Origin of the sequence: Oscillatoria sp. FACHB-1406 (assembly GCF_014698145.1) — a bacterium.
In the GTDB taxonomy this organism is placed as follows: Bacteria; Cyanobacteriota; Cyanobacteriia; order Cyanobacteriales; family Spirulinaceae; genus FACHB-1406.
This window is the reverse complement of record NZ_JACJSM010000033.1, coordinates 17,407-35,672: the sequence shown is the minus strand read 5'-3', so window position 1 is coordinate 35,672 and position 18,266 is coordinate 17,407. Positions and strand designations below refer to the sequence as shown.

Genomic DNA, 18,266 nt, shown 5'->3' with positions numbered 1-18,266 from the left:
GATCGCATCTTACCTACTCCTCTCCCTCCGGATCGATTCCTAACGCTCTTAACCGAGCTATTAAGCGATCTGCCCGTTGGCGCTCGTTTTCCGCCCGCTGGCGCTCGTGTTCTGCCCGCTGACGCTCCCGTTCCACAGGCGTTAGCACCCATCCTTCCCCATCGTACCAGCGCAACCAACGATGTTCGATTCCGTCGTATTCTCCTTGCCAAACTCCCAATCCGAGCTTAATTTCTGGCAACCAAAACCGTTCGCTTTCTCCCATTTCTATTGCTCGATAGCTGCCTTCTTCGAGCTTAAACGCTTGAAATTTTTGGCTGTAGCGATCGAAAATTGCATAATAGGGAATCTTTAAAATCTGTTCGTAAACTTCCCACTTTGTCGGCGGTGCTTTCGCATCTCGCAAGGTGCGCCCTAAATCCTCTTTTTCCGTTCCGGGCGAGAGCAACTCAATAACGATAAAAGGACTGACTTTTTCATCCCACACCACATAACTCAAACGTAAATCCCGCTCTGCGTAGAGGCGAGGAACATCCAGCACGGCGTACCAATCCGGGCGCTTGTACCATAGCGTCTGTTCGGGATTGTAGTAGAGGTTGACATCGCTGCCGGTAAAGATGCGCTCTATCGGATAATCCGGGGGACAGAAGGTGTCATCAAGCAGGCGCGGTTGATAGATGTGGAAAGTATCGGGCAATCCGGGTTCCTCTGGGTTTTCACTGGGTAAATCGTACATCGTCGGCAAGTTTTTCGGCGGCGATGCGGGGGAGTCGGGTTGATACATTTTGGCGAACCTCTGACAGGGGCGGAAGGGTATCGCTTTCATTATAGAACTGGGTATTTAGGGGGAGCGAGCGATCGCGCTAGGCTTCTATGCCATCAATAATTAATTAATCGTATCCCGCTGTAACTCGAATTTGTTCTAATTGTTCTTCTATTGGCGTTAAGAAATTGCGCTTGATGTGAATTAAGAGAGTACAGTAAGACTTTACAATATTTATGCTGCCCTAAAAATCCCCCTTCTCGATTTTCCCTGCATGACTGCTCCCCAAGAAATCGCCCAATCGCCCAGCGCTCTCAAGCCTAATACCCTCGCTTTTATTTCTTTATTCATTGCTTTAATAGCTGTCTCCTTCGCTGCCATTTTTATCCGCTTTAGCGAAGCAGATATTGGGTTTAATGCCACCGTTTTTAATCGTTTCTTTATCTTTTTATCCGTCTTTGGAATCGGAAGGGCGATCGCGATTTTACGCCGCCCCAAAGACGAGCAAACGCCTTCAGAACCTCTCACTCGCCGCCACTGGATTCTGCTGCTATCAATGGGCGTTATCGCGACGCTTTCCTTAGTGCTGTGGGCGCTATCGCTGACGCAAACCAGCGTTGCTAACTCTGTTTTACTGAATAATCTTACCCCGATTTTCGCGAGCTTTGGGGGCTGGCTCTTTTTTCGTCAGCGCTTCGATCGCCAGTTTATTATCGGAACGATTATCGCCTTAATCGGGGCGATCGCGGTGGGAATCGAAGATTTTCAGGTTGAGGATAGCAGTTTAGTCGGCGACGGCTGGGCGTTACTCTCAGCAGTCTTTCTGGCTGCCTATTTCTTAATCATCGAACAATTGCGCGATCGCTTCGATGCCACTTCTCTGTTACTCTGTCGGTGCGCGATCGGTGCAACCCTATTATTACCCCTCATTCTTCTCACGAAAGAACCGCTTTTTCCCTCCACGCCTTCGGGGTGGTTTGCGGTTATCTGTCTCGGTTTGATTTGCGAAGGGATGGGACAGCGATTGTTAGCGGCGAGTTTGGAGCGATTTTCCGCCAGTTTCGTCTGCTTATTTTTATTGCTCGAACCGTTATGCAGCGCGCTACTGGCTTGGATTATCTTTGGCGAGAGTTTGAATTTTCGAGATGCGATCGCGTTTGCGGTGGTTTTGAGCGGGATTTACATCGCTAAATCGAGCGAATCGGCAACTCAATCTTCCGTCGTCCAGCACTCCTTAGACTGACTGGCAACAATCGCCTTAAAAAGGGATACTGAATAAACCACCGTGAAGCTAAATTTGAGGTAACGACATTATGACAAGCCCAGAAACCGAAACTGAAACTCTTCCCACGACGAGCGATGCGGAAGCTGAAGCGATATCCGACGAACTCATCGAGCAACAAACCAGCAGTCGCGAAATTATTGAAACTGCCATCTCGAGCTTGGATGCTGAAGGAACCGCGATGGTTGCTCAAAGCGAAGAGGGTTTTTTGTGGAAGTTTCAGTATGGCTCGGTTGAAGTCTTTATCCAAATGACGGGAGAGAGCGATGAAGATATCTTTACTGTTTGGGCGGCGGTATTACCTTTACCGGCGAAGAACGAAGATGCCCTGTTCCGCAAACTGATGGAGATGAATTGGTCGGGAACGTTTGAAACGTCTTTTGGGATTTACAATCAGCAAATCGTCATTTCCTGTCAGCGCGCGATCGCGGATTTATCGCCCCAAGAAGTCTCCCGCGCAATTACGCTCGTTTGCAGTATTGCCGACGAATACAATGAATCATTGAAAGCGGAGTTCGGGCAATAATCTTAAATGAATAATGAATGATGAATAATGAGGGGGAAATTATCAATGATGAATCGCGTCTGATGTACGCATTCCAACAGTCTTGATTTCCCTCATCCCTAGCCCCTCTCACGATCCCCCCTAACCCCCCTTACTAAAGGGGGAAAATGCGAGGGGAGAAAGAACAGTAATATCGACGATCTTTCTGGCTTCTAATTCACATTAGGCGTGAATGATGAGTAATGAGTAATCAATTACGAATTACGAATTACGAATTACAAATTACCAATGAGGTGTATACCCAAACACGCTAGAGTAGAAGTGAAATTCTTCATCGAGAGCGCGTTTGATATTCTCAGCACGGCGAAAACCGTGCTGTTCGCCTTCAAAGGGAACGTAAGACACCGGAATTCCCTTTTGCTCGAGCATCTCAACCATCATTTCCGCTTGGTTAGGCGGTACGATTTTATCTTCGAGTCCTTGGAAAAAGATAACCGGACAAGAAAGGCGATCGCAAGCATGAATCGGCGATCGCGCGATGTAAATTTCCCGTTCTTCGGGATATTTCCCCACTAAACCATCCAAATAGCGAGACTCAAATTTATGCGTATCTTTTGCTAACGCTTCGAGATCGCTGACTCCATAGTAACTCGCTCCCGCTTTGAAAACATTGCGGAAGGTTAATGCAGCCAGAGTCGTATAACCGCCCGCACTACCGCCCGCGATCGCTAATTTTTCGCGATCGACTTTTCCCGCATCTGCTAAATATTTCGCTGCGTTCGCACAGTCATCAACATCGACAATTCCCCACTGGCCATTCAAACGCTGGCGATACTCCCGCCCATAACCCGTACTGCCGCCATAGTTGACATCCACCACAGCAAAACCGCGACTCGTCCAATACTGATAGCGCAAGTTTAAAGTAGCAGAAGCCGCCGCAGTCGGCCCGCCGTGACTGCGTACTAATAAGGGCGGTAATTCGCCTGCTGGCGCTTCGTAATCTTTATTTTTGGGCGGATAAAACCACGCATAAGCCGTCTTTCCCCCCTCGGTTGGAAATTCAATTTCTTCGGGCGCAGATAAGTATTCTGGATCGATTTCTAAGTTGCTCGATCGCGCGATAACGTTTTGCTCTCCGGTTTCTAAATCGAATCGTACTAACTGCGCGGTTGCTGTTGGCGAACTGCCGATAAAATAAAGTACGTTCTCCCAAACCTTTAAGGAAGAAATACTGGTAAAGGAAGTGGAAATCGGCGTAAGTTCTTTGGTTTTTGTGTTGAGAGTTGCTAGCTGTTCGCTGCCACCGCGATCGTAAGTACAAAGGATCGTTTCTTCGGATTGAAAGCGATAGGGCTGCACGCCAAATACCCAATGGGGATAGCCAAATTCTGCTTCCATTTCGTGCAAACATTCGATCGCGCCTGTCTCTGGATTGAGGCGATAGAGATTCCACCAGTTGTTGCGATCGCTTACAAAATACAATACCCCATTCGGCGACCACAAGGGCGCACAAATCGATTCTTCCCCATTCCCCGCAACGCAAGTCCCTTGCGCAAGTTTTCCCTCTGCATCAATCTCAGCCACCCACAATTTTGTCCGATCCCACGGCATATCGGGATGGTTCCAATCGATCCAAGCGAGTTGCTTTCCGTCCGGACTCAATCGCGGCGAACTATAAAAGTCACTTCCAGAAACTAAAATCGTTATTTCCCCTGATTCCAAGCTAATCGATACGATCGCGTTTTCCGGTTCGATTTCAACGTTGCTGTGGTCTTCGATAACGCAAATTAAACGATTTCGATCGGAATCCAAAATTGCATCGGCATAACGCATTTTACCTTCTGGCGTTAAAGGTTCTGGTTCCCCTCCCGGCTTTTGTTTATAAAGGCGTTGGTCGGCAAAGTTAGAAAAATAAATCGTTCCCCCCGCGATTAAAAACGAACCCCCGCCGTATTCATGAACGCGCGTCCTCACATTAAAAGGTTGCGGCGTAATGTCGCTACTTTTTCCTTCCGACGTTTTCTTCACTAAGACGTTGCGCCCACCCTCTGAAGGTCGTCCTTCTAACCAATAAAGATCGTTACCATCTAAGGCAATTCCTCCCAAACCTATCATTCCAGAAACGATGATTTCGGAGGTAATCGGGGATTTCCAGGAACCAAACGGCGCTACATTTTTTGAAGTCATGAATGTAAATTTTCTCCAGATTATAGCGCAAAATTCCCCTAAAAAAATTTGGAGCTAGCGAACTGCTAGCTCCCACCAATCGAGATTTAAAAACCTTAAGGTAGAAGCGTCCCGGCATCTTCTCTAAACCGCGCGACGAGTAACAAGACCCCAGATAAAGATTAAGAGAATTGCACCAAGTACAGCGAAAAACACTGCCGGTATACTGAGTGCGCCTGCTGAGGCTGCTCCTGCCCCACCGAATCCCAAACTTTGTCCGAGAAACCCTCCGAGCATTGCTCCCAAAATTCCTAAGCCAATCGTTGCAATAATTCCGCCGCCTTGCGATCCGGGATAAATCGCCTTAGCGATCGCACCAGCTAATAATCCTAAAACTAACCATGCAATAATATTAATCATTACTTTTCTCCTTTAATTGTATAATGCTCAAACGGGTCAGCTTAAATTGCTGTAGTCTGTTTGGCTTTCATACCCAAATATTAGTACGGTGAAGAGAAAAACATCTTCTCTCCTAAGAGAGAAATATTGCCCGTACCTTCTAGGTAGAAATCTTCAGATCGGCAGATGGTGCGATCGCAGCTTATCCCGGTACGATAGGGCAATAGAATACAGAATTAAACCTTAACAAACGATCGAAGCGATCGAGGAGTCAAACCCATGAGCGAACTGAAAAGCGAAACCAACAAGCCCGATGATGGATACGATCGCGGTATCGTTCCTGCTGAAACCGCAGCCCGCATGGAACGCGAAGGTGAAGATTTTAAAGAACTGCCCGAGAAAGAAGGAAGCATCGATACGACGGGAGGATATACCGTCGATCGAGAAGGTTTAGCCAATAACTATGCAGTTGAACCCGAAATGTATTACGAAACTCCGGGGGATGCAGCCGCAGTAGAGGCAGCCCGCGAAGCAGAACGCGCCCAAGAGTTAAAAGAAGTTAACGAAGAAGGCGGAAAAGGCCCTGGCGTAATTTAGTTCAAGTTAACAGCACGCTCGATTCCCGATTAGCAATCATTGCCCCTAACTCTCTAGGAGTGAGGGGCGATTGCCTGTTAGAAAAGTCGCAGTTGATTAATTCTAATGTACTATAAAGGATAAAAGAAGGCAGAAAGCTTGCCACTTCTTAATTCAGCCCTTTATCGTCAAAGCAACGGGAGTTCCTGCTATGTGTGGAAGATTCACCCAAACCCATTCCGCCGAAAGTTTAGCCCGTACCTTTCAACTCGCCGATATCCCCCAACAAGCCCCCCGCTACAACATTGCGCCCACCCAAACTGTTAGCGCCGTTATCCATTCCGAAGGGACAACAGAACGAAGCTTTAAATCTTTTCACTGGGGTTTAATTCCCAGTTGGGCAAAAGATACCCGAATTGCATCCAAACTCATCAACGCGCGATCGGAAACCGTCGCCGAGAAACCTTCATTTCGCAGCGCCTTTCGCCGTCGCCGCTGTCTGATTGTTGCCGATGGGTTCTATGAGTGGCAAGCGCGAGAAGCCAAAAAACAACCCTTTTATATCCAAGTTGAAAATGGCGAGCCGTTTGCATTTGCGGGATTGTGGGAAACCTGGAAAGATACGACGGGAGAGAGTATCGAATCCTGCACGATCCTAACGACGGAAGCCAACGAAACAATGCAACCGCTCCATGCTCGAATGCCGGTTATTTTAAACCCTAAAGATTGGGATTTTTGGCTCGATACTAGCATTAGCGAGCCGGAGCCGTTAAAATCTTTGCTGATTCCCTACCAAGCCGAAGCCATGAGCGCTTATCCCGTCAGCGCGAAAGTTAACAATCCTCGCTACGATCGCGCCGATTGTCTCGAACGGCTGGAGGGAGAACGCTCGGCTAGCTGAGAGCGGAAAAAACCGTGATGAAAATGATTTATACTCCATTGTGAATTAGTTCTTTTGTTTCTTCCCACTTTGGTTTTGCAAGAAAGTCGTTATAACTCAGGGCTAACGCCTCCTAGTCCCGCCCCACTTCCCCTTACGGGTTGGTCGCTCGACGATCGCGACCCCGCCGCCATTAAATCTTGGATGCCCCTCCTCGAATGGTTCTATCGCCATTATTTCCGCGTCACGACAGAAGGTTGGGACTACGTTTCCTCAGAACGCAGAATGCTCGTTGTCGGTTCTCACAACGGCGGCATTGCATCGCCCGATATGTATATGTTTATGTACGACTGGTTCCGGCACTTCGGCGCGGAACGCCCGTTGTATGGATTGATGCACCCAAAAGCCTGGAAAGCGTACTCTTGGCCTGCCTCTGAAGTCGCTCGCTGGGGAGCGCTGCAAGCCCATCCCAAAATGGCGATCGCGGCACTGCGCGCTAATGCAGCCGTTGCCGTATATCCCGGCGGCGCGCAAGATCTCTTCCGCCCCCACTCCCAACGCAACCAAATCCACTTCGCAGGGCGCAAAGGCTTTATCAAACTTGCCCTGCGCGAAGAAGCGCCGATTGTACCGATGATTTCTACGGGCGCGCACGATACGCTCTACATTCTCGGCGATTGCTACGAACAGATGCAACAATTGCATCAATGGGGATTACCTTGGTTGTTAAACATTGACCCGGAAGTGTTTCCCATTTATTTAGGTTTGCCGTGGATTGTCGGAATCGGCCCCCTGCCCAATTTCCCGCTTCCGGTTCGCATCCATACTCGAGTTTGCGCGCCGATTGTCTTCGAGCGCTACGGACGGGCGGCGGCGAGCGATCGCGATTATGTCGATGCGTGTTACGAACAAGTTGTCGAGCGGATGCAAAAAGATTTAGATGAGATTGTCGCTTTGCACCCGCTGGATTAAACATTGCCCGCGTCAAGTCGCTTCGCTCCAATTCGTAACTAAGACTTCAAAATGAATTAATTATTAATTTTGTCCGTAATTACGAATTACGAATTACGAATTACGAATTATTTCCTCACTTCCTCCCAAGCGTCCTCCTTCTCAATTGCCAAAAATTCTGTTAACTTGTTGCCAAGCTCGGGGCTTGTCCCTTTAGTGTGTGGTGTGTAGGAGGAAATGGTTATGTTGAGTCGAGAAACGACTCCGCGCTCGGAGACGGGTGCGGATCGAGGTTTTCGCTTGTCGAGTACGGTTTGTCAGCGCGCTTGGGTTGAAATCGATCGCGCGGCCTTAGTTCATAACGTCCGGCAATTAAAACAATGGCTATCGCCGCGTACCGAACTGATGGCGGTGGTAAAAGCAGATGCTTACGGCCACGGCGCGATCGCGGTTGCTGAAACCGTGTTGGGGGCGGGTGCGACTTGGCTGGCGGTGGCGACGCTACAAGAAGGCATTCAACTGCGAGAAGCGGGAATTACCGCACCGATCTTACTCCTAGGCGCGAGCAATACGCCGGGAGAAGTCGAAGCGATCGCGCACTGGCAACTGCAACCCACCCTTTGCAATCCCCAACAAGCCCAATTATTTTCCGAACAACTCGCGCAACTGGGAAAAACCCTGCCCGTCCACCTCAAAATCGATACGGGAATGTCGCGCTTGGGAACGTCCTGGGAACGAGCCACCCCTTGGGTTAAATCCGTCCGCAAACTGCCCCATTTGCAGCTTGCAAGCCTGTATTCGCACTTTGCAACGGCCGACGATCCCGATCGCGCCATCATGGATTTGCAACACCAACGCTTCCAAAGCGCGATCGCGCAACTGCAAGCCGAAGGCATACCCCTACCGCGCTTGCACATCGCCAACTCAGCGGCAACCCTTTGCGATCGCAGCTTGCACTACGACTTCGCCCGCGCCGGACTCGCCCTCTACGGACTCTATCCCGCCCCGCACCTACAATCGATCCTCGATCTCCAACCCGTCATGCAGGTTAAGGCGCGCGTCACCCAAGTTAAAACCATCACTGCCGGAACCGGAGTCAGCTACGGTTACAAATATATTGCGCCGAAGGAGATGGCGATCGCAGTTGTGGGCATCGGTTACGCAGACGGCGTTCCCCGCAACCTCTCCAACCGCCTCCAAGTCTCGATCCGAGGGCGAAAAGTCCCTCAAATCGGCGCGATTACAATGGATCAACTGATGCTCGATGTTAGCAGCATTCCCGACTTGCAAGCGGGCGAAGTCGTCACGCTCATCGGCAAAGACGGCGCAACCTCAATCTCTGCCGACGACTGGGCGGACGCACTCGGTACGATTTCTTGGGAAATCCTCTGCGGTTTCAAACATCGTTTGCCGCGAATTACCGTCGATAATAATTGACAATTGATAATGGACAATGGATAACGTCGATAATAATTGATAATGGACAATGGACAATGGATAACGTCGATAATAATTGATAATGGACAATGGATAACGTCGATAATAATTGATAATGGACAATGGATAACGTTCGGAGCCGTTAATTGCTCTGTTAATGCCTCGTCTTTTTTCGTTACATCACACCCATTCATCTCAAACTGAGATTAAGCATTCCATTATCCATTATCTATTATCCATTATCCATTATCCATTACCAAAAACGCCGCCAATAAGGGCGACCTTTCCAAAAGACTCCCACCACAATTCCCATCAGGGAGGTTGAATCAAGCTGCACTAAAACTGGCGCGACAGGAATTAAAGATTTCAATCCGATTCCAACGATTAAACATAAAGTCAACGCCCACAAACTCCCTTGGTTGAGACGAACTTCGTTCTGGAATTGCTCGCAGCAATATACGCCCAAAGCCCCTACACCCACGCTCGCCAACAATAAAATAATTGTTCCTAACAAGTTGGATAAAAGTAGGGAGAGCGCGCGAGCGGCAACCTCCGAATAAGTCGCCGCTAAACTCAAGCTTCCCTCAACTAGAAGCGTTATCAAAGTTGCCAGACCAGCAACTTTAATTAAGGGCAACCAAGGCTGTTGTTTAAAACTGCGTAAAGGATCGCTCATTGTTGTTTTGAGGTTAAGTTTAAAGAGCGCGAAGCGCGCCAATTAAAGTAAATTTTCCGTAAAAACGCGCCCTCGAAGCATTGATTTCTACACCGATTGTCGTTCCTCCTTTTTGCTGTCCTTGAAATTGGCAACTTAGGTGAGCCTGGGGAGTCGGCGCGCTAAAACACTGGGTAAATCTGTCTGTCATCACTTGGCGATCGTCCGACGAAATTAAAACTAAAATTGATTCGAGAGCAACAAATTGTGTCGAAGAGTAACCAAAAATCTCAGCTAATCTAGGATTAGAATAAAGAAATTTGCCGCGATTGTCGATGATATAAAAACCGAGTTGCGAGAGCGTGTAAGAATCGCGACTCGGGTTCGGTAAAGGCTGAGGGGGGGGCTGAGACTCGCGATCGCTTTTCATGTAAAGTCGAGCGTTATCCAAAACCAAAGCCATTTGTGCGGTACAGGTTTGCACGATTCGAGCCATATGCTGGCTGAATTTATTGGGTTCTGAGTGGGTGAGGGTGAGAATACCGATAACAGCGCGCCCCCTGATAATCGGCAGACAGAGAACAGAACGGGCGGTGTAGGGTTGATCGGGGAGTGTCAGCCAGCGATCGTCTTTGGTTGCGTCGGGGATCAGCGCGACTTGGCGAGTGCGCGCCACCCACCCCGCTAACCCTTCGGCCAAGACTTCATTCATAATGTACTTTTTATTTTCCCGGATCGTTGCCCCGCGCGCGAGAATGCTTTCTTCAATCGCGCCGTTTGCGCCCAGCATTAAGAGGCTGCATTCTTCGGCTTGTGCGATTTTGCTAGCAATATGTGCTGCTTGAAGCACAAGCGCCCGCAGCATTAAATGACCGGTTGCTGCTTGTCCCATTGAGGAGATCGAGCGAACTAACTCGTTTTGCGCGTCGAAGGCCACTTTAATGGTGCGCAGGTACGCAACCTCGCTGCGTAGATACTTGAGTTCAGCGAGGAGTCTTTCTGGGGATGAGTCGCGATCGCGCATAAATTGAGGAGATCTCCTTCAAAGGTACCGAACGCAGTTCCCTTTCAATTAAAAGTTAAAAATGGTTTCAGTAGAGAGCGTTACAGGATTTTGAAGGGGATATCATCGGCGCATCCCGACGCGATCGTACAATTGTTCTAAGGGTGGCCGTCGTTCAACGGCTTGTATCAAGGGCCAGAAAATACGGCGGCTTCAATATCCTGCCGACTTAAGGAATATTTAAACGATCGCTTGATATCTTTCGTTCCCCCTCCCGCATTGATATAGCGCACGGACAACTCTTCAACTTCCAAACAGACTTCGGCTTTCCACAAGTCTCGTTCGACTTGCCAACAATGCAGGCGCGATCGATCTTGTTCGCAACCCATTTTCTCGAGCCAGCTTTCGATTTCGGGCAAGGGATGGTTGTATAGGGGCGTATCGGGACTGGGAAGAACCATTGAGATTTTAAAGGAATTTGAATAAGGTTAAAAGGTCAGTTCCCCCCGCGCGATCGCGACGACGACAACTAACAAAGCACAACCAACTAACGTCAAACCGAGAATAAATAACGCAAAAATTTCTCCAGACGAAAGCGGGCGATCGCTCGGATCGAGATAGGCTGAATTGGACTCATAACCCGCCTCTACCGGATCGTTGCTCCGAACGCCAGCATTATTAGCGGAGAACCGAGCGTAGCCAATTTTATTATCGTACAGGAATCGCTTTTGGGGGTCGATCAGGGTGGCGTAAGCTTGGTTAAGCTGCTGGAACTTAGCCGTTGCGATCGCGGGCGCTAACTCCGTCGTATCCGGATGATAGCGCTTGCTCAACTCCCGGTAAGCGCGCCGAATTTCTGTATCGGATGCCGCCGGATGCACCCCTAATAAGGCATAGTAATTGTTGACCAGCCGTGTTTGCGCTGGAAGTTGGCGACTGGTAAATTGAGTGCGATCCCCTTGGGATCCGCGAAGCGGCGGGCGATACTCGCTCACTGATTGCCGATCCTTTCGCGACACTGTATAAGATCGTTATTGTAGCGCCTGTGGTTTACTTTACAGAGCAATTCTATCCAAGTCCGGTCTATCCCACCGTCCAACCGGGTTTTATCGATCCCAGCCTCATTCTAGCGGCTCGCTCCATTTACTTAACCTACTATTCTGTCCATCCAGAACGACAGGATTTGCCCATTGGCGTAGCGATTCACCGCCACAGCTATCGCGGCAAACTCATTTTTGGTCGCAAACCCATTCTTTTACCCAGAGAGTGCTTTATTCCCTTCAACCAAATCGAACCGGGAGCAAAGTAAATTCAAAATGGTAGAAACTTTCCTGTGGAGCGTAACAACTGTCCTTGTTTTTGCCCTCGGCGCTTCCATTGGCAGCTTTATTAATGTCGTGGTTTATCGCCTTCCGGCGGGATTGTCGATTTTGTATCCGCCGTCGCGCTGTCCTCACTGTTTGCATCGCTTGGGAAAGGGAGAAAACGTCCCGATTTTGGGCTGGATGTGGTTGCGCGGCAAGTGCTTGCAGTGCAAAGCGCCGATTTCGGTGCGCTATCCCCTCGTCGAAGCGATCGCGGGCTTCTTATATGTCGCCACTTTCTGGTACTTTGGCTATAGCTGGCAAACTTTGAGTTATTGGGCTTTTCTCAGTTGGTTGCTCGCCCTCTCCTTCATCGATCTCGACACCCTGACACTCCCCAATCCCCTTACCCAATCGGGGTTAGTCGTCGGTACGATTTTCGCCGCCTTGGTTGGCGTATTGGGAACCCCACTGCAACCCCTAACCGCCAGTTTAGTCGCCCAACAGTTGATGGGAGGCATATTAGGGACAGTCGTAGGAATTTGGCTCTTTGATAGTATTAGTCTGCTCGGTTCCCTGATTTTTAGGAAAACAGCGATGGGGGCAGGAGATGCGAAGTTAGCTGCGATGATGGGGGCGTGGTTGGGGTGGAAATACCTCCTTGTGGCTGGTTTTTTAGCCTGTTTGTTAGGGGCGTTAGTCGGCGGCGGCGCGATCGCACTTTCCCTCCTCAGCCGCAAAAAAGCGATTCCCTTCGGCCCGTTTTTAGCCCTAGGAGCCATCCTAACGGTGTTTTGGGGTGAAAAAATCCTTTCGAGTTATTTACAGCTATTCTTCCCCTTATCGATGCAATAGCGCTCTTGTGTAATTCGTTTTGTTTATGAAGGAGTCACAAAACAACGAACTCAATATTCTCATTATTAATCTGCCAACCGAACCGCACCAAACAGAAACTTATCCGCTAGAGTTACGTTTAAATCCCCAGCGTCAAAAAGGAATGTTTCTCTACCAAGCTCAACCCTTATGGATGAGTGGTTCTTACGAAGAAGTTCGTCGCAGCGATGGTTATACGACTGCTTGCAATCGCACGTTTAAACGATTTAGTCGCTGTAAGTGGCTCTGTTGTTGGACATTAGGATATTGGCTTCAGCATCAACCCAAATCTTTTAACAGAACCGAGTTAGCCGGAGAACACCATCAAGACTATCGAGAAAATGGCTTTAAGTTCGATGAAGTCACCCAGAGATGGTATAACTGTTGGGAATATCGAGAAGTTTTTGAGGTCTACCACACAACGCATCGCCAGGGACGAAAAATTGACCTAATGTTTGATGCGATCGCGAAACAAGGAAAATATGTATCCTATTACTACTCGGAAACGCTCGACTAAAAACATTGTCGCGATTAAGTCTTATCGGGTGAAAGCGCCCTTCTTCAACTCTCCAGTTGTTTCACGATTCATTCAACAATGCCAGATCGCTTAACCACGCTTCCACTAAATCTAATTCTTGCTGGGGAAAAATAGATAAGCTAACGAGCTTTTCGTAACAAATTCTTAAATTATCTGCTACATTCTCAGCCCCAGAACGTAAATTTAAACCCGCTAAAGCTTCGCAAATCCTATGATTTTGTAAATATCCTGGAATTTCCTCTTGAAAATCCTTCATCAGATCGTGATCGTTTCGCTCCTGATAAACCGTAGGTTCGTGAAATAACACTCCCCAATCTGCCGTCCACAGAATCCGTTGCGCGATAAAACTCCGCCAAATATCGGTCATCCGAAAAGAACAGTAAGCAGGCAAATACATCAGCGGATAAACTTCCGGCCACCACGTCGTATTTTGACTATTAAAGGGACACCACGCCCCCGCTTGTAATGCTAAACGGCGATCGCTGTAAAAAGACTGCGGCAGCGGTAAAATCAGGCGATAGAGCGCATCGACATCGGGGTTTTCATTCGCTAAACCTTGTTGAATCGGACAATCGACGGAAGCAACCGGAAGCGACGACCAAGACGGAAGCGAATCATGGATTAAGTTTAACGGGAAACCCCTCGGCCAAATATTCTCATCGCTAAAGTATCGATAGGCGTTTACCCATCTCTCGTCGGCGAAGGTTGGAACGGTTTGAACGCGATCGCGCTGTTGCCAAAAACTCTCGTAAGGAATATTATCATCGTCAGTTTCAATAATCATATCTGCTCCCCCTTGCCGAGCGAGCAGATAACCAATGTTCTTGCGCGCGTAATGCTTTTCCGGACACAAGCGAGCAAACTTAAAAGGCGTTTCATGCTGCCGCTCTATCCCATAAAAATCGCACCCCTCCAAGGCAAAATCTTTAGGACTTGCCACATCGCCAATCACAATAAAATCCCAATCTTTCTGTTGACTTCCTTCCGCGATCTTACATAAAACTGGATTGGGAGCAGAAATCGACGTAATGACAACAGCAACTTTAACTTCGTTCATGATAGCGCTTTAAGCTTTTCCCCGTATCCGCAACACAAACAACCGCCACAAATTTTTTAAAGCATCTTGAATCGCGGTAGAATTAACGCTATTTCCATCGACTTTATAATTAATGGGAACTTCTGCAAGATTGAAGTTGCGACAGTAAAATTTTATTTCTGTTTGAAAGAAATGTCCCCGCGAGCGGATCCCGCGATCGAGGATAGAATTTAAAGTAAAACAGTTAAATAGCTCGAAACCACTCGTCATATCCTTAAGCTTCGTACCGAGCAAAAGATTAGTTAGCGCAGTTCCACCATAACTCACTAAATAACGTTTTACCCCACCCGTCATCCTCCCGCCTTTACAAAAACGACTGCCAAAGACACAATCATACCCTTGCGACATGATATGAAAAAATTGAGGAATATCGCTCGGTTGATGGCTGTATCCCGCATCAATTTCTAAAATCCAATCGCAACCGGCAGCCAGCGCCTCTTTGTATCCTCTAACATAAGCATCGACAACGCAGCGATTTTCCGGGGCAAAAATGACCTGAAGTTCGGGAAGCTCCAGCGCGAGATCCTTAAGAATATTGAGAGTATTATCTCGACTAACTCGGTCTAAAACTGCAAATAAACGCACCGAGCGGAAGCCCGTACACTGTTGCAAGACCTCCCGAACGAACGACTCAGCGGCAAATTCTTCGTTTGCCATCGGGCAAACAATCCCTAAATCAATGGTAGATACAGAAATTGATTTCATGAAGTGCTGTAGATTCAATTCTCGATCGCGAAGACGATCTCGGACTTTGACGATAATCTAATAAAAGAATTGTAAACATTCAGGGAGTGGATATTGACACAACATCTCGCTGAGTCATTAAGCGCTATCGTACCTCATCGTACCTCCGGCGGACGGCTGAGATTATTCAAATGTCACTCTGTTGAATAATCGGCGAGAACATTTTACACGATATTACCGGAAGAGCTAGCGAATCTCGGCAATTACGAACAGCGAGTAGTATACTGTAGCACGATAATAGCGGCCAATGCAATAGAATAGGACTGAATTCAGGAGAAGTCGATTTCAGTCCCATTCTTAGCGATTATTTCATCAATTATCCATTGTCAATTATCAATTATCAATTATTAATTGTCTCTTCCCATTCCTCCGGGTTCGCCTCGTTCCTGACGTTTTGCATCCTTCAACTCAGCCATACGAGCGCGCTGCTGCGGAGTCAGAATTTCTCGGACTTGTAACATCGTTTCAAAACGGCGATCGCCCATTTCTTGGTGGAGGCGCTGCATGATGCTATGCTGTTGGCGCAGTTGGTCGGCGGTTGCATTCCCGGCCATTAGCGATTCCATTTGGTCGCGTGCTTGCTTCATTTGCTCGTGCAAACTTTCATTTTCCGTCCGAGATTGTTGGAAAATTGCCTGAATTTGCGACGATTGCTCGCTGCTCAGATTGAGTTGTTGTAGCATTCTTTCCATCGGATTGCCATCGCCGCGCCCGCGTTGACCCCGATCCGGACGATTTCCCGGTTGGGGGTTGGGCTGCGCTTGCGCGAGAACCGAAGGCGATTCTCTTCGCAGTTCGCCTGCATTAGACTGCGACTGTACCGCATAAGTTGCGGCGGGAACCAGTAAAGAAACTGCGGCAAGGCTAGAAAGTGCGAGCCATTTCATAATCTCAATCTCTCCTTAAATATTCGCAGCATTGCTGCAATCTTTGTGCTTACAATTTAATCGTAACCCTTATTAAATTGAATGCTGTCGATCCCAAGTTCTACTTTATTTAGGACTTTGGTACTAAATTTTTATAGTCCTTAAGCACTACTTTTTCCATGCCTACCTTCCTGTGGAAAAGACATCCTTTTCGTCTGCTTCTCTACTTAGAGTGGATTTTGTTCGGCATTGCGGTCATGGCCTTATTTTCGGACTTCTTTCCCGATCGCCCGCCGCCGCGCGTTTTCTTGTATCCTGAAATCGTGCCGCGCCCCCCGCATCCGAGAGAGCGATTTACCCTCGAAGCGTTCGCAAGCATCCTCGCTTTGGGGTTCGTAGGCTGGCGATTGCCCTTCGGTTCTCGATGGCTCCAAGGTAGTTATATTGCGGTCTGTTTTGGCTTAAGTTGGCTGACCATTCTTTTAGGTGGAAAAGCCGAAAGAGTGTTTCCAGCTTTATTGTTAATTGTTGCGATTCGAGCCTGCGTCTTATTTCCTTGGAGCGGTCGCATTTTTGTGGCGCTGTTGGCTTATATTTCTTTTCTGAGCGCGCTAGCTATGTCGTGGCTGAGGATTCGTCCGCTCGGCGTTCCTTTAGGCAGGCCGTTACCGCCGGGATTGCGACGTTTGCCGCCCGATGAATTACAGACAATCTGGTTAAATCTTAATATTAATTCAGCGATTTTGTTTGCCTTGGTTCTAGCATTTGTCTTGTTGTTAGTCGGTGCTGTTTTAGCGGAGAGTCGCAGCCGAGAACAGTTGACAGCAGCGCATCGTCGCTTGCGCGAATATGCTTTACGGATTGAAAATCAAGCAACGTTGGAGGAGAGAAATCGCATCGCGCGCGAGATTCACGATTCCGTCGGACATTACCTTACTGCCCAGAGCATTCAATTAGAAAATGTGGCGTTATTTTTAGCGACAAATCCAGAACTAGCGGCAGATCGTTTGCAAAAAGCAAGGCAACTCGGTAAGGAAGCCTTAGAAAATGTGCGGCATTCTGTGGCGACGTTAAGAAATTATCCGTTGCAAGGGCGATCGCTGCAAGTCGCTTTAGAAGGGTTAGTGAAAGAGTTTAAAAAGACAACGGGTATCGAGTTAAACTCGCAGGTTGCGATCGCTGTTTCGCTGTCGGCAGAAGCGGCGACGGCGCTGTATCGGGTCATTCAGGAGGCACTGACGAATATTACCAAGCACAGTCAAGCGTCGCGCGTTAATTTATCCTTGCAGCAAGAAGGAAATAAAATTGTTTTGCAATTGGTCGATAATGGAGGTGGTTTTGAACCGACGGAGAACACAACGGGTTTTGGATTGCAGGGGATGCGAGAGCGAATCGAGGCGTTAGGCGGGAAGTTTGAAGTGCTTGCTTCGCCCGGTTTTGGGTGTACGATTCGAGTAGAAATTCCAGTTTTGGGAGCGATCGCGTGATTCGTTTGTTATTAGTAGACGATCAAAGTATCGTGCGCGAAGGATTGTCAAGTTTACTAGAAGCCCAGCCGGATTTGGAAGTTTTAGGAGAGGCTGAAAATGGCAAGGTTGCACTAGAATTAGCGCGATCGCTCCAACCGGATGTGGTATTAATGGACGTGCGAATGCCGGTAATGGATGGCGTGGCAGCGACAAAGCTAATCGTCGAGCAAGTCCCAGAAATTAAAGTTCTCGTCCTCACCACCTTTGACGACGACGATTATGTGACGCGGGCGATGGCAAACGGGGCGAAAGGATATTTGCTCAAAGATACCCCCTCAGAAGTGTTAGCTCAGGCGATTCGTTTGGTTTTTCAAGGGTATACTCAACTCGGCCCGGGATTGCTCGAAAAGGTAATGGCTGGCGACTCTCGCCCCACTTCTGCGCCGCCAGAACTGGCGCAACTCACTCCGCGAGAGCAGGAGGTATTGCAACTCATCGGAAAAGGATACAGCAATCGAGAAATTGCTGAAGCACTCTATATTTCCGAACGCACGGTGAAAAATCACGTCAATAGTTTGTTGCGCCGTTTGAATTTGCGCGATCGCACTCAAGCCGCTATTTTAGCTACTACGCTGGGAAATTAATTGATAATTGATAGCACGATTGAAAATATAGCGCTACTTGCCCGATAATGAGCGGCACTAAAAGCACCAAAGCCTTGACTGGTGGGCGCTGCCCACCCTACCGAATGTCCAAACG

At 48.4% G+C, this 18,266-nt stretch carries 21 protein-coding genes; 11 read left to right on the top strand and 10 right to left on the bottom strand.

Annotation, left to right across the window (positions count from 1 at the left end):
• Positions 1–13 precede the first annotated feature (13 nt).
• Positions 14–784, bottom strand: coding sequence for a Uma2 family endonuclease (locus H6G50_RS22500; RefSeq protein ID WP_190721566.1), 771 nt, complete (start codon positions 782–784; stop codon positions 14–16).
• A 253-nt stretch (positions 785–1,037) separates the two neighbouring features.
• Here H6G50_RS22500 and H6G50_RS22495 point away from each other — a divergent pair, with 253 nt between their 5' ends.
• Positions 1,038–2,006 carry a DMT family transporter gene (locus H6G50_RS22495; RefSeq protein WP_190721564.1) on the top strand — a complete coding sequence of 323 codons (969 nt, stop codon included), beginning with the start codon at positions 1,038–1,040 and terminating at the stop codon, positions 2,004–2,006.
• Between the two features lie 70 nt (positions 2,007–2,076).
• Positions 2,077–2,571 carry a YbjN domain-containing protein gene (locus H6G50_RS22490; RefSeq protein ID WP_190721562.1) on the top strand — a complete coding sequence of 165 codons (495 nt, stop codon included), beginning with the start codon at positions 2,077–2,079 and terminating at the stop codon, positions 2,569–2,571.
• A 261-nt stretch (positions 2,572–2,832) separates the two neighbouring features.
• On the opposite strand, the gene H6G50_RS22485 is transcribed toward H6G50_RS22490, so the two are convergent.
• Entirely contained in the window at positions 2,833–4,737 is a 1,905-nt protein-coding gene (locus H6G50_RS22485) for a S9 family peptidase (RefSeq protein WP_190721560.1), read from the bottom strand.
• A gap of 123 nt (positions 4,738–4,860) precedes the next feature.
• Positions 4,861–5,133, bottom strand: coding sequence for a GlsB/YeaQ/YmgE family stress response membrane protein (locus H6G50_RS22480; RefSeq protein ID WP_347239985.1), 273 nt, complete (start codon positions 5,131–5,133; stop codon positions 4,861–4,863).
• 261 nt (positions 5,134–5,394) lie between these two features.
• Between H6G50_RS22480 and H6G50_RS22475 the strand changes: the two genes are divergently transcribed.
• From H6G50_RS22475 to alr, 4 genes are all read left to right on the top strand, one after another.
• On the top strand, positions 5,395–5,712 hold the full coding sequence (locus H6G50_RS22475; RefSeq protein WP_190721556.1) for a hypothetical protein: 318 nt from the start codon (positions 5,395–5,397) through the stop codon (positions 5,710–5,712).
• A gap of 190 nt (positions 5,713–5,902) precedes the next feature.
• Positions 5,903–6,592, top strand: coding sequence for an SOS response-associated peptidase (locus H6G50_RS22470; RefSeq protein WP_190721555.1), 690 nt, complete (start codon positions 5,903–5,905; stop codon positions 6,590–6,592).
• A 183-nt stretch (positions 6,593–6,775) separates the two neighbouring features.
• Positions 6,776–7,543 (top strand): glycerol acyltransferase, encoded by a 768-nt coding sequence (locus H6G50_RS22465; protein WP_190721600.1) that lies wholly within the window; start codon positions 6,776–6,778, stop codon positions 7,541–7,543.
• Between the two features lie 222 nt (positions 7,544–7,765).
• On the top strand, positions 7,766–8,959 hold the full coding sequence (gene alr, locus H6G50_RS22460) for an alanine racemase (protein ID WP_190721553.1): 1,194 nt from the start codon (positions 7,766–7,768) through the stop codon (positions 8,957–8,959).
• Positions 8,960–9,212: 253 nt separating this feature from the next.
• On the opposite strand, the gene H6G50_RS22455 is transcribed toward alr, so the two are convergent.
• From H6G50_RS22455 to H6G50_RS22440, 4 genes are all read right to left on the bottom strand, one after another.
• Positions 9,213–9,635: a peptide chain release factor 1 gene (locus H6G50_RS22455; RefSeq protein WP_190721551.1), complete on the bottom strand. Its 423-nt coding sequence runs from the start codon at positions 9,633–9,635 to the stop codon at positions 9,213–9,215.
• Positions 9,636–9,654: 19 nt separating this feature from the next.
• Positions 9,655–10,638: a GAF domain-containing protein gene (locus H6G50_RS22450; protein WP_190721549.1), complete on the bottom strand. Its 984-nt coding sequence runs from the start codon at positions 10,636–10,638 to the stop codon at positions 9,655–9,657.
• Between the two features lie 167 nt (positions 10,639–10,805).
• Positions 10,806–11,078 (bottom strand): DUF3143 domain-containing protein, encoded by a 273-nt coding sequence (locus tag H6G50_RS22445; RefSeq protein WP_190721547.1) that lies wholly within the window; start codon positions 11,076–11,078, stop codon positions 10,806–10,808.
• 27 nt (positions 11,079–11,105) lie between these two features.
• Positions 11,106–11,612, bottom strand: coding sequence for a J domain-containing protein (locus tag H6G50_RS22440; protein WP_347239984.1), 507 nt, complete (start codon positions 11,610–11,612; stop codon positions 11,106–11,108).
• Between the two features lie 50 nt (positions 11,613–11,662).
• Between H6G50_RS22440 and H6G50_RS22435 the strand changes: the two genes are divergently transcribed.
• Genes H6G50_RS22435 through H6G50_RS22425 form a run of 3 tightly spaced genes read left to right on the top strand, consistent with a single transcriptional unit; the run spans position 11,663 to position 13,311 of the window.
• Positions 11,663–11,926: a hypothetical protein gene (locus H6G50_RS22435; protein WP_347239983.1), complete on the top strand. Its 264-nt coding sequence runs from the start codon at positions 11,663–11,665 to the stop codon at positions 11,924–11,926.
• Between the two features lie 7 nt (positions 11,927–11,933).
• Positions 11,934–12,776, top strand: a complete 843-nt coding sequence (locus tag H6G50_RS22430; protein ID WP_190721544.1) for an A24 family peptidase — start codon at positions 11,934–11,936, stop codon at positions 12,774–12,776.
• Positions 12,777–12,801: 25 nt separating this feature from the next.
• Entirely contained in the window at positions 12,802–13,311 is a 510-nt protein-coding gene (locus H6G50_RS22425) for a hypothetical protein (protein WP_190721543.1), read from the top strand.
• A 61-nt stretch (positions 13,312–13,372) separates the two neighbouring features.
• Here H6G50_RS22425 and H6G50_RS22420 read toward each other — a convergent pair whose 3' ends face one another.
• The 3 genes from H6G50_RS22420 to H6G50_RS22410 form a co-directional block, all read right to left on the bottom strand.
• A complete protein-coding gene (locus H6G50_RS22420) occupies positions 13,373–14,389 on the bottom strand; it encodes an STELLO glycosyltransferase family protein (RefSeq protein WP_190721541.1) in 1,017 nt (338 codons plus the stop codon).
• Positions 14,390–14,398: 9 nt separating this feature from the next.
• Positions 14,399–15,133, bottom strand: a complete 735-nt coding sequence (locus H6G50_RS22415; protein ID WP_242032950.1) for a glycosyltransferase — start codon at positions 15,131–15,133, stop codon at positions 14,399–14,401.
• 386 nt (positions 15,134–15,519) lie between these two features.
• Positions 15,520–16,059 (bottom strand): Spy/CpxP family protein refolding chaperone, encoded by a 540-nt coding sequence (locus H6G50_RS22410; RefSeq protein ID WP_190721539.1) that lies wholly within the window; start codon positions 16,057–16,059, stop codon positions 15,520–15,522.
• 158 nt (positions 16,060–16,217) lie between these two features.
• On the opposite strand from H6G50_RS22410, the gene H6G50_RS22405 reads away from it, so the two are divergent.
• Both H6G50_RS22405 and H6G50_RS22400 read left to right on the top strand, forming a co-directional pair.
• A complete protein-coding gene (locus H6G50_RS22405) occupies positions 16,218–17,525 on the top strand; it encodes a sensor histidine kinase (RefSeq protein ID WP_190721538.1) in 1,308 nt (435 codons plus the stop codon).
• Entirely contained in the window at positions 17,522–18,151 is a 630-nt protein-coding gene (locus H6G50_RS22400) for a response regulator (RefSeq protein WP_190721536.1), read from the top strand. The genes H6G50_RS22405 and H6G50_RS22400 overlap by 4 nt, the downstream gene beginning before the upstream one ends.
• Positions 18,152–18,266 lie beyond the last annotated feature (115 nt).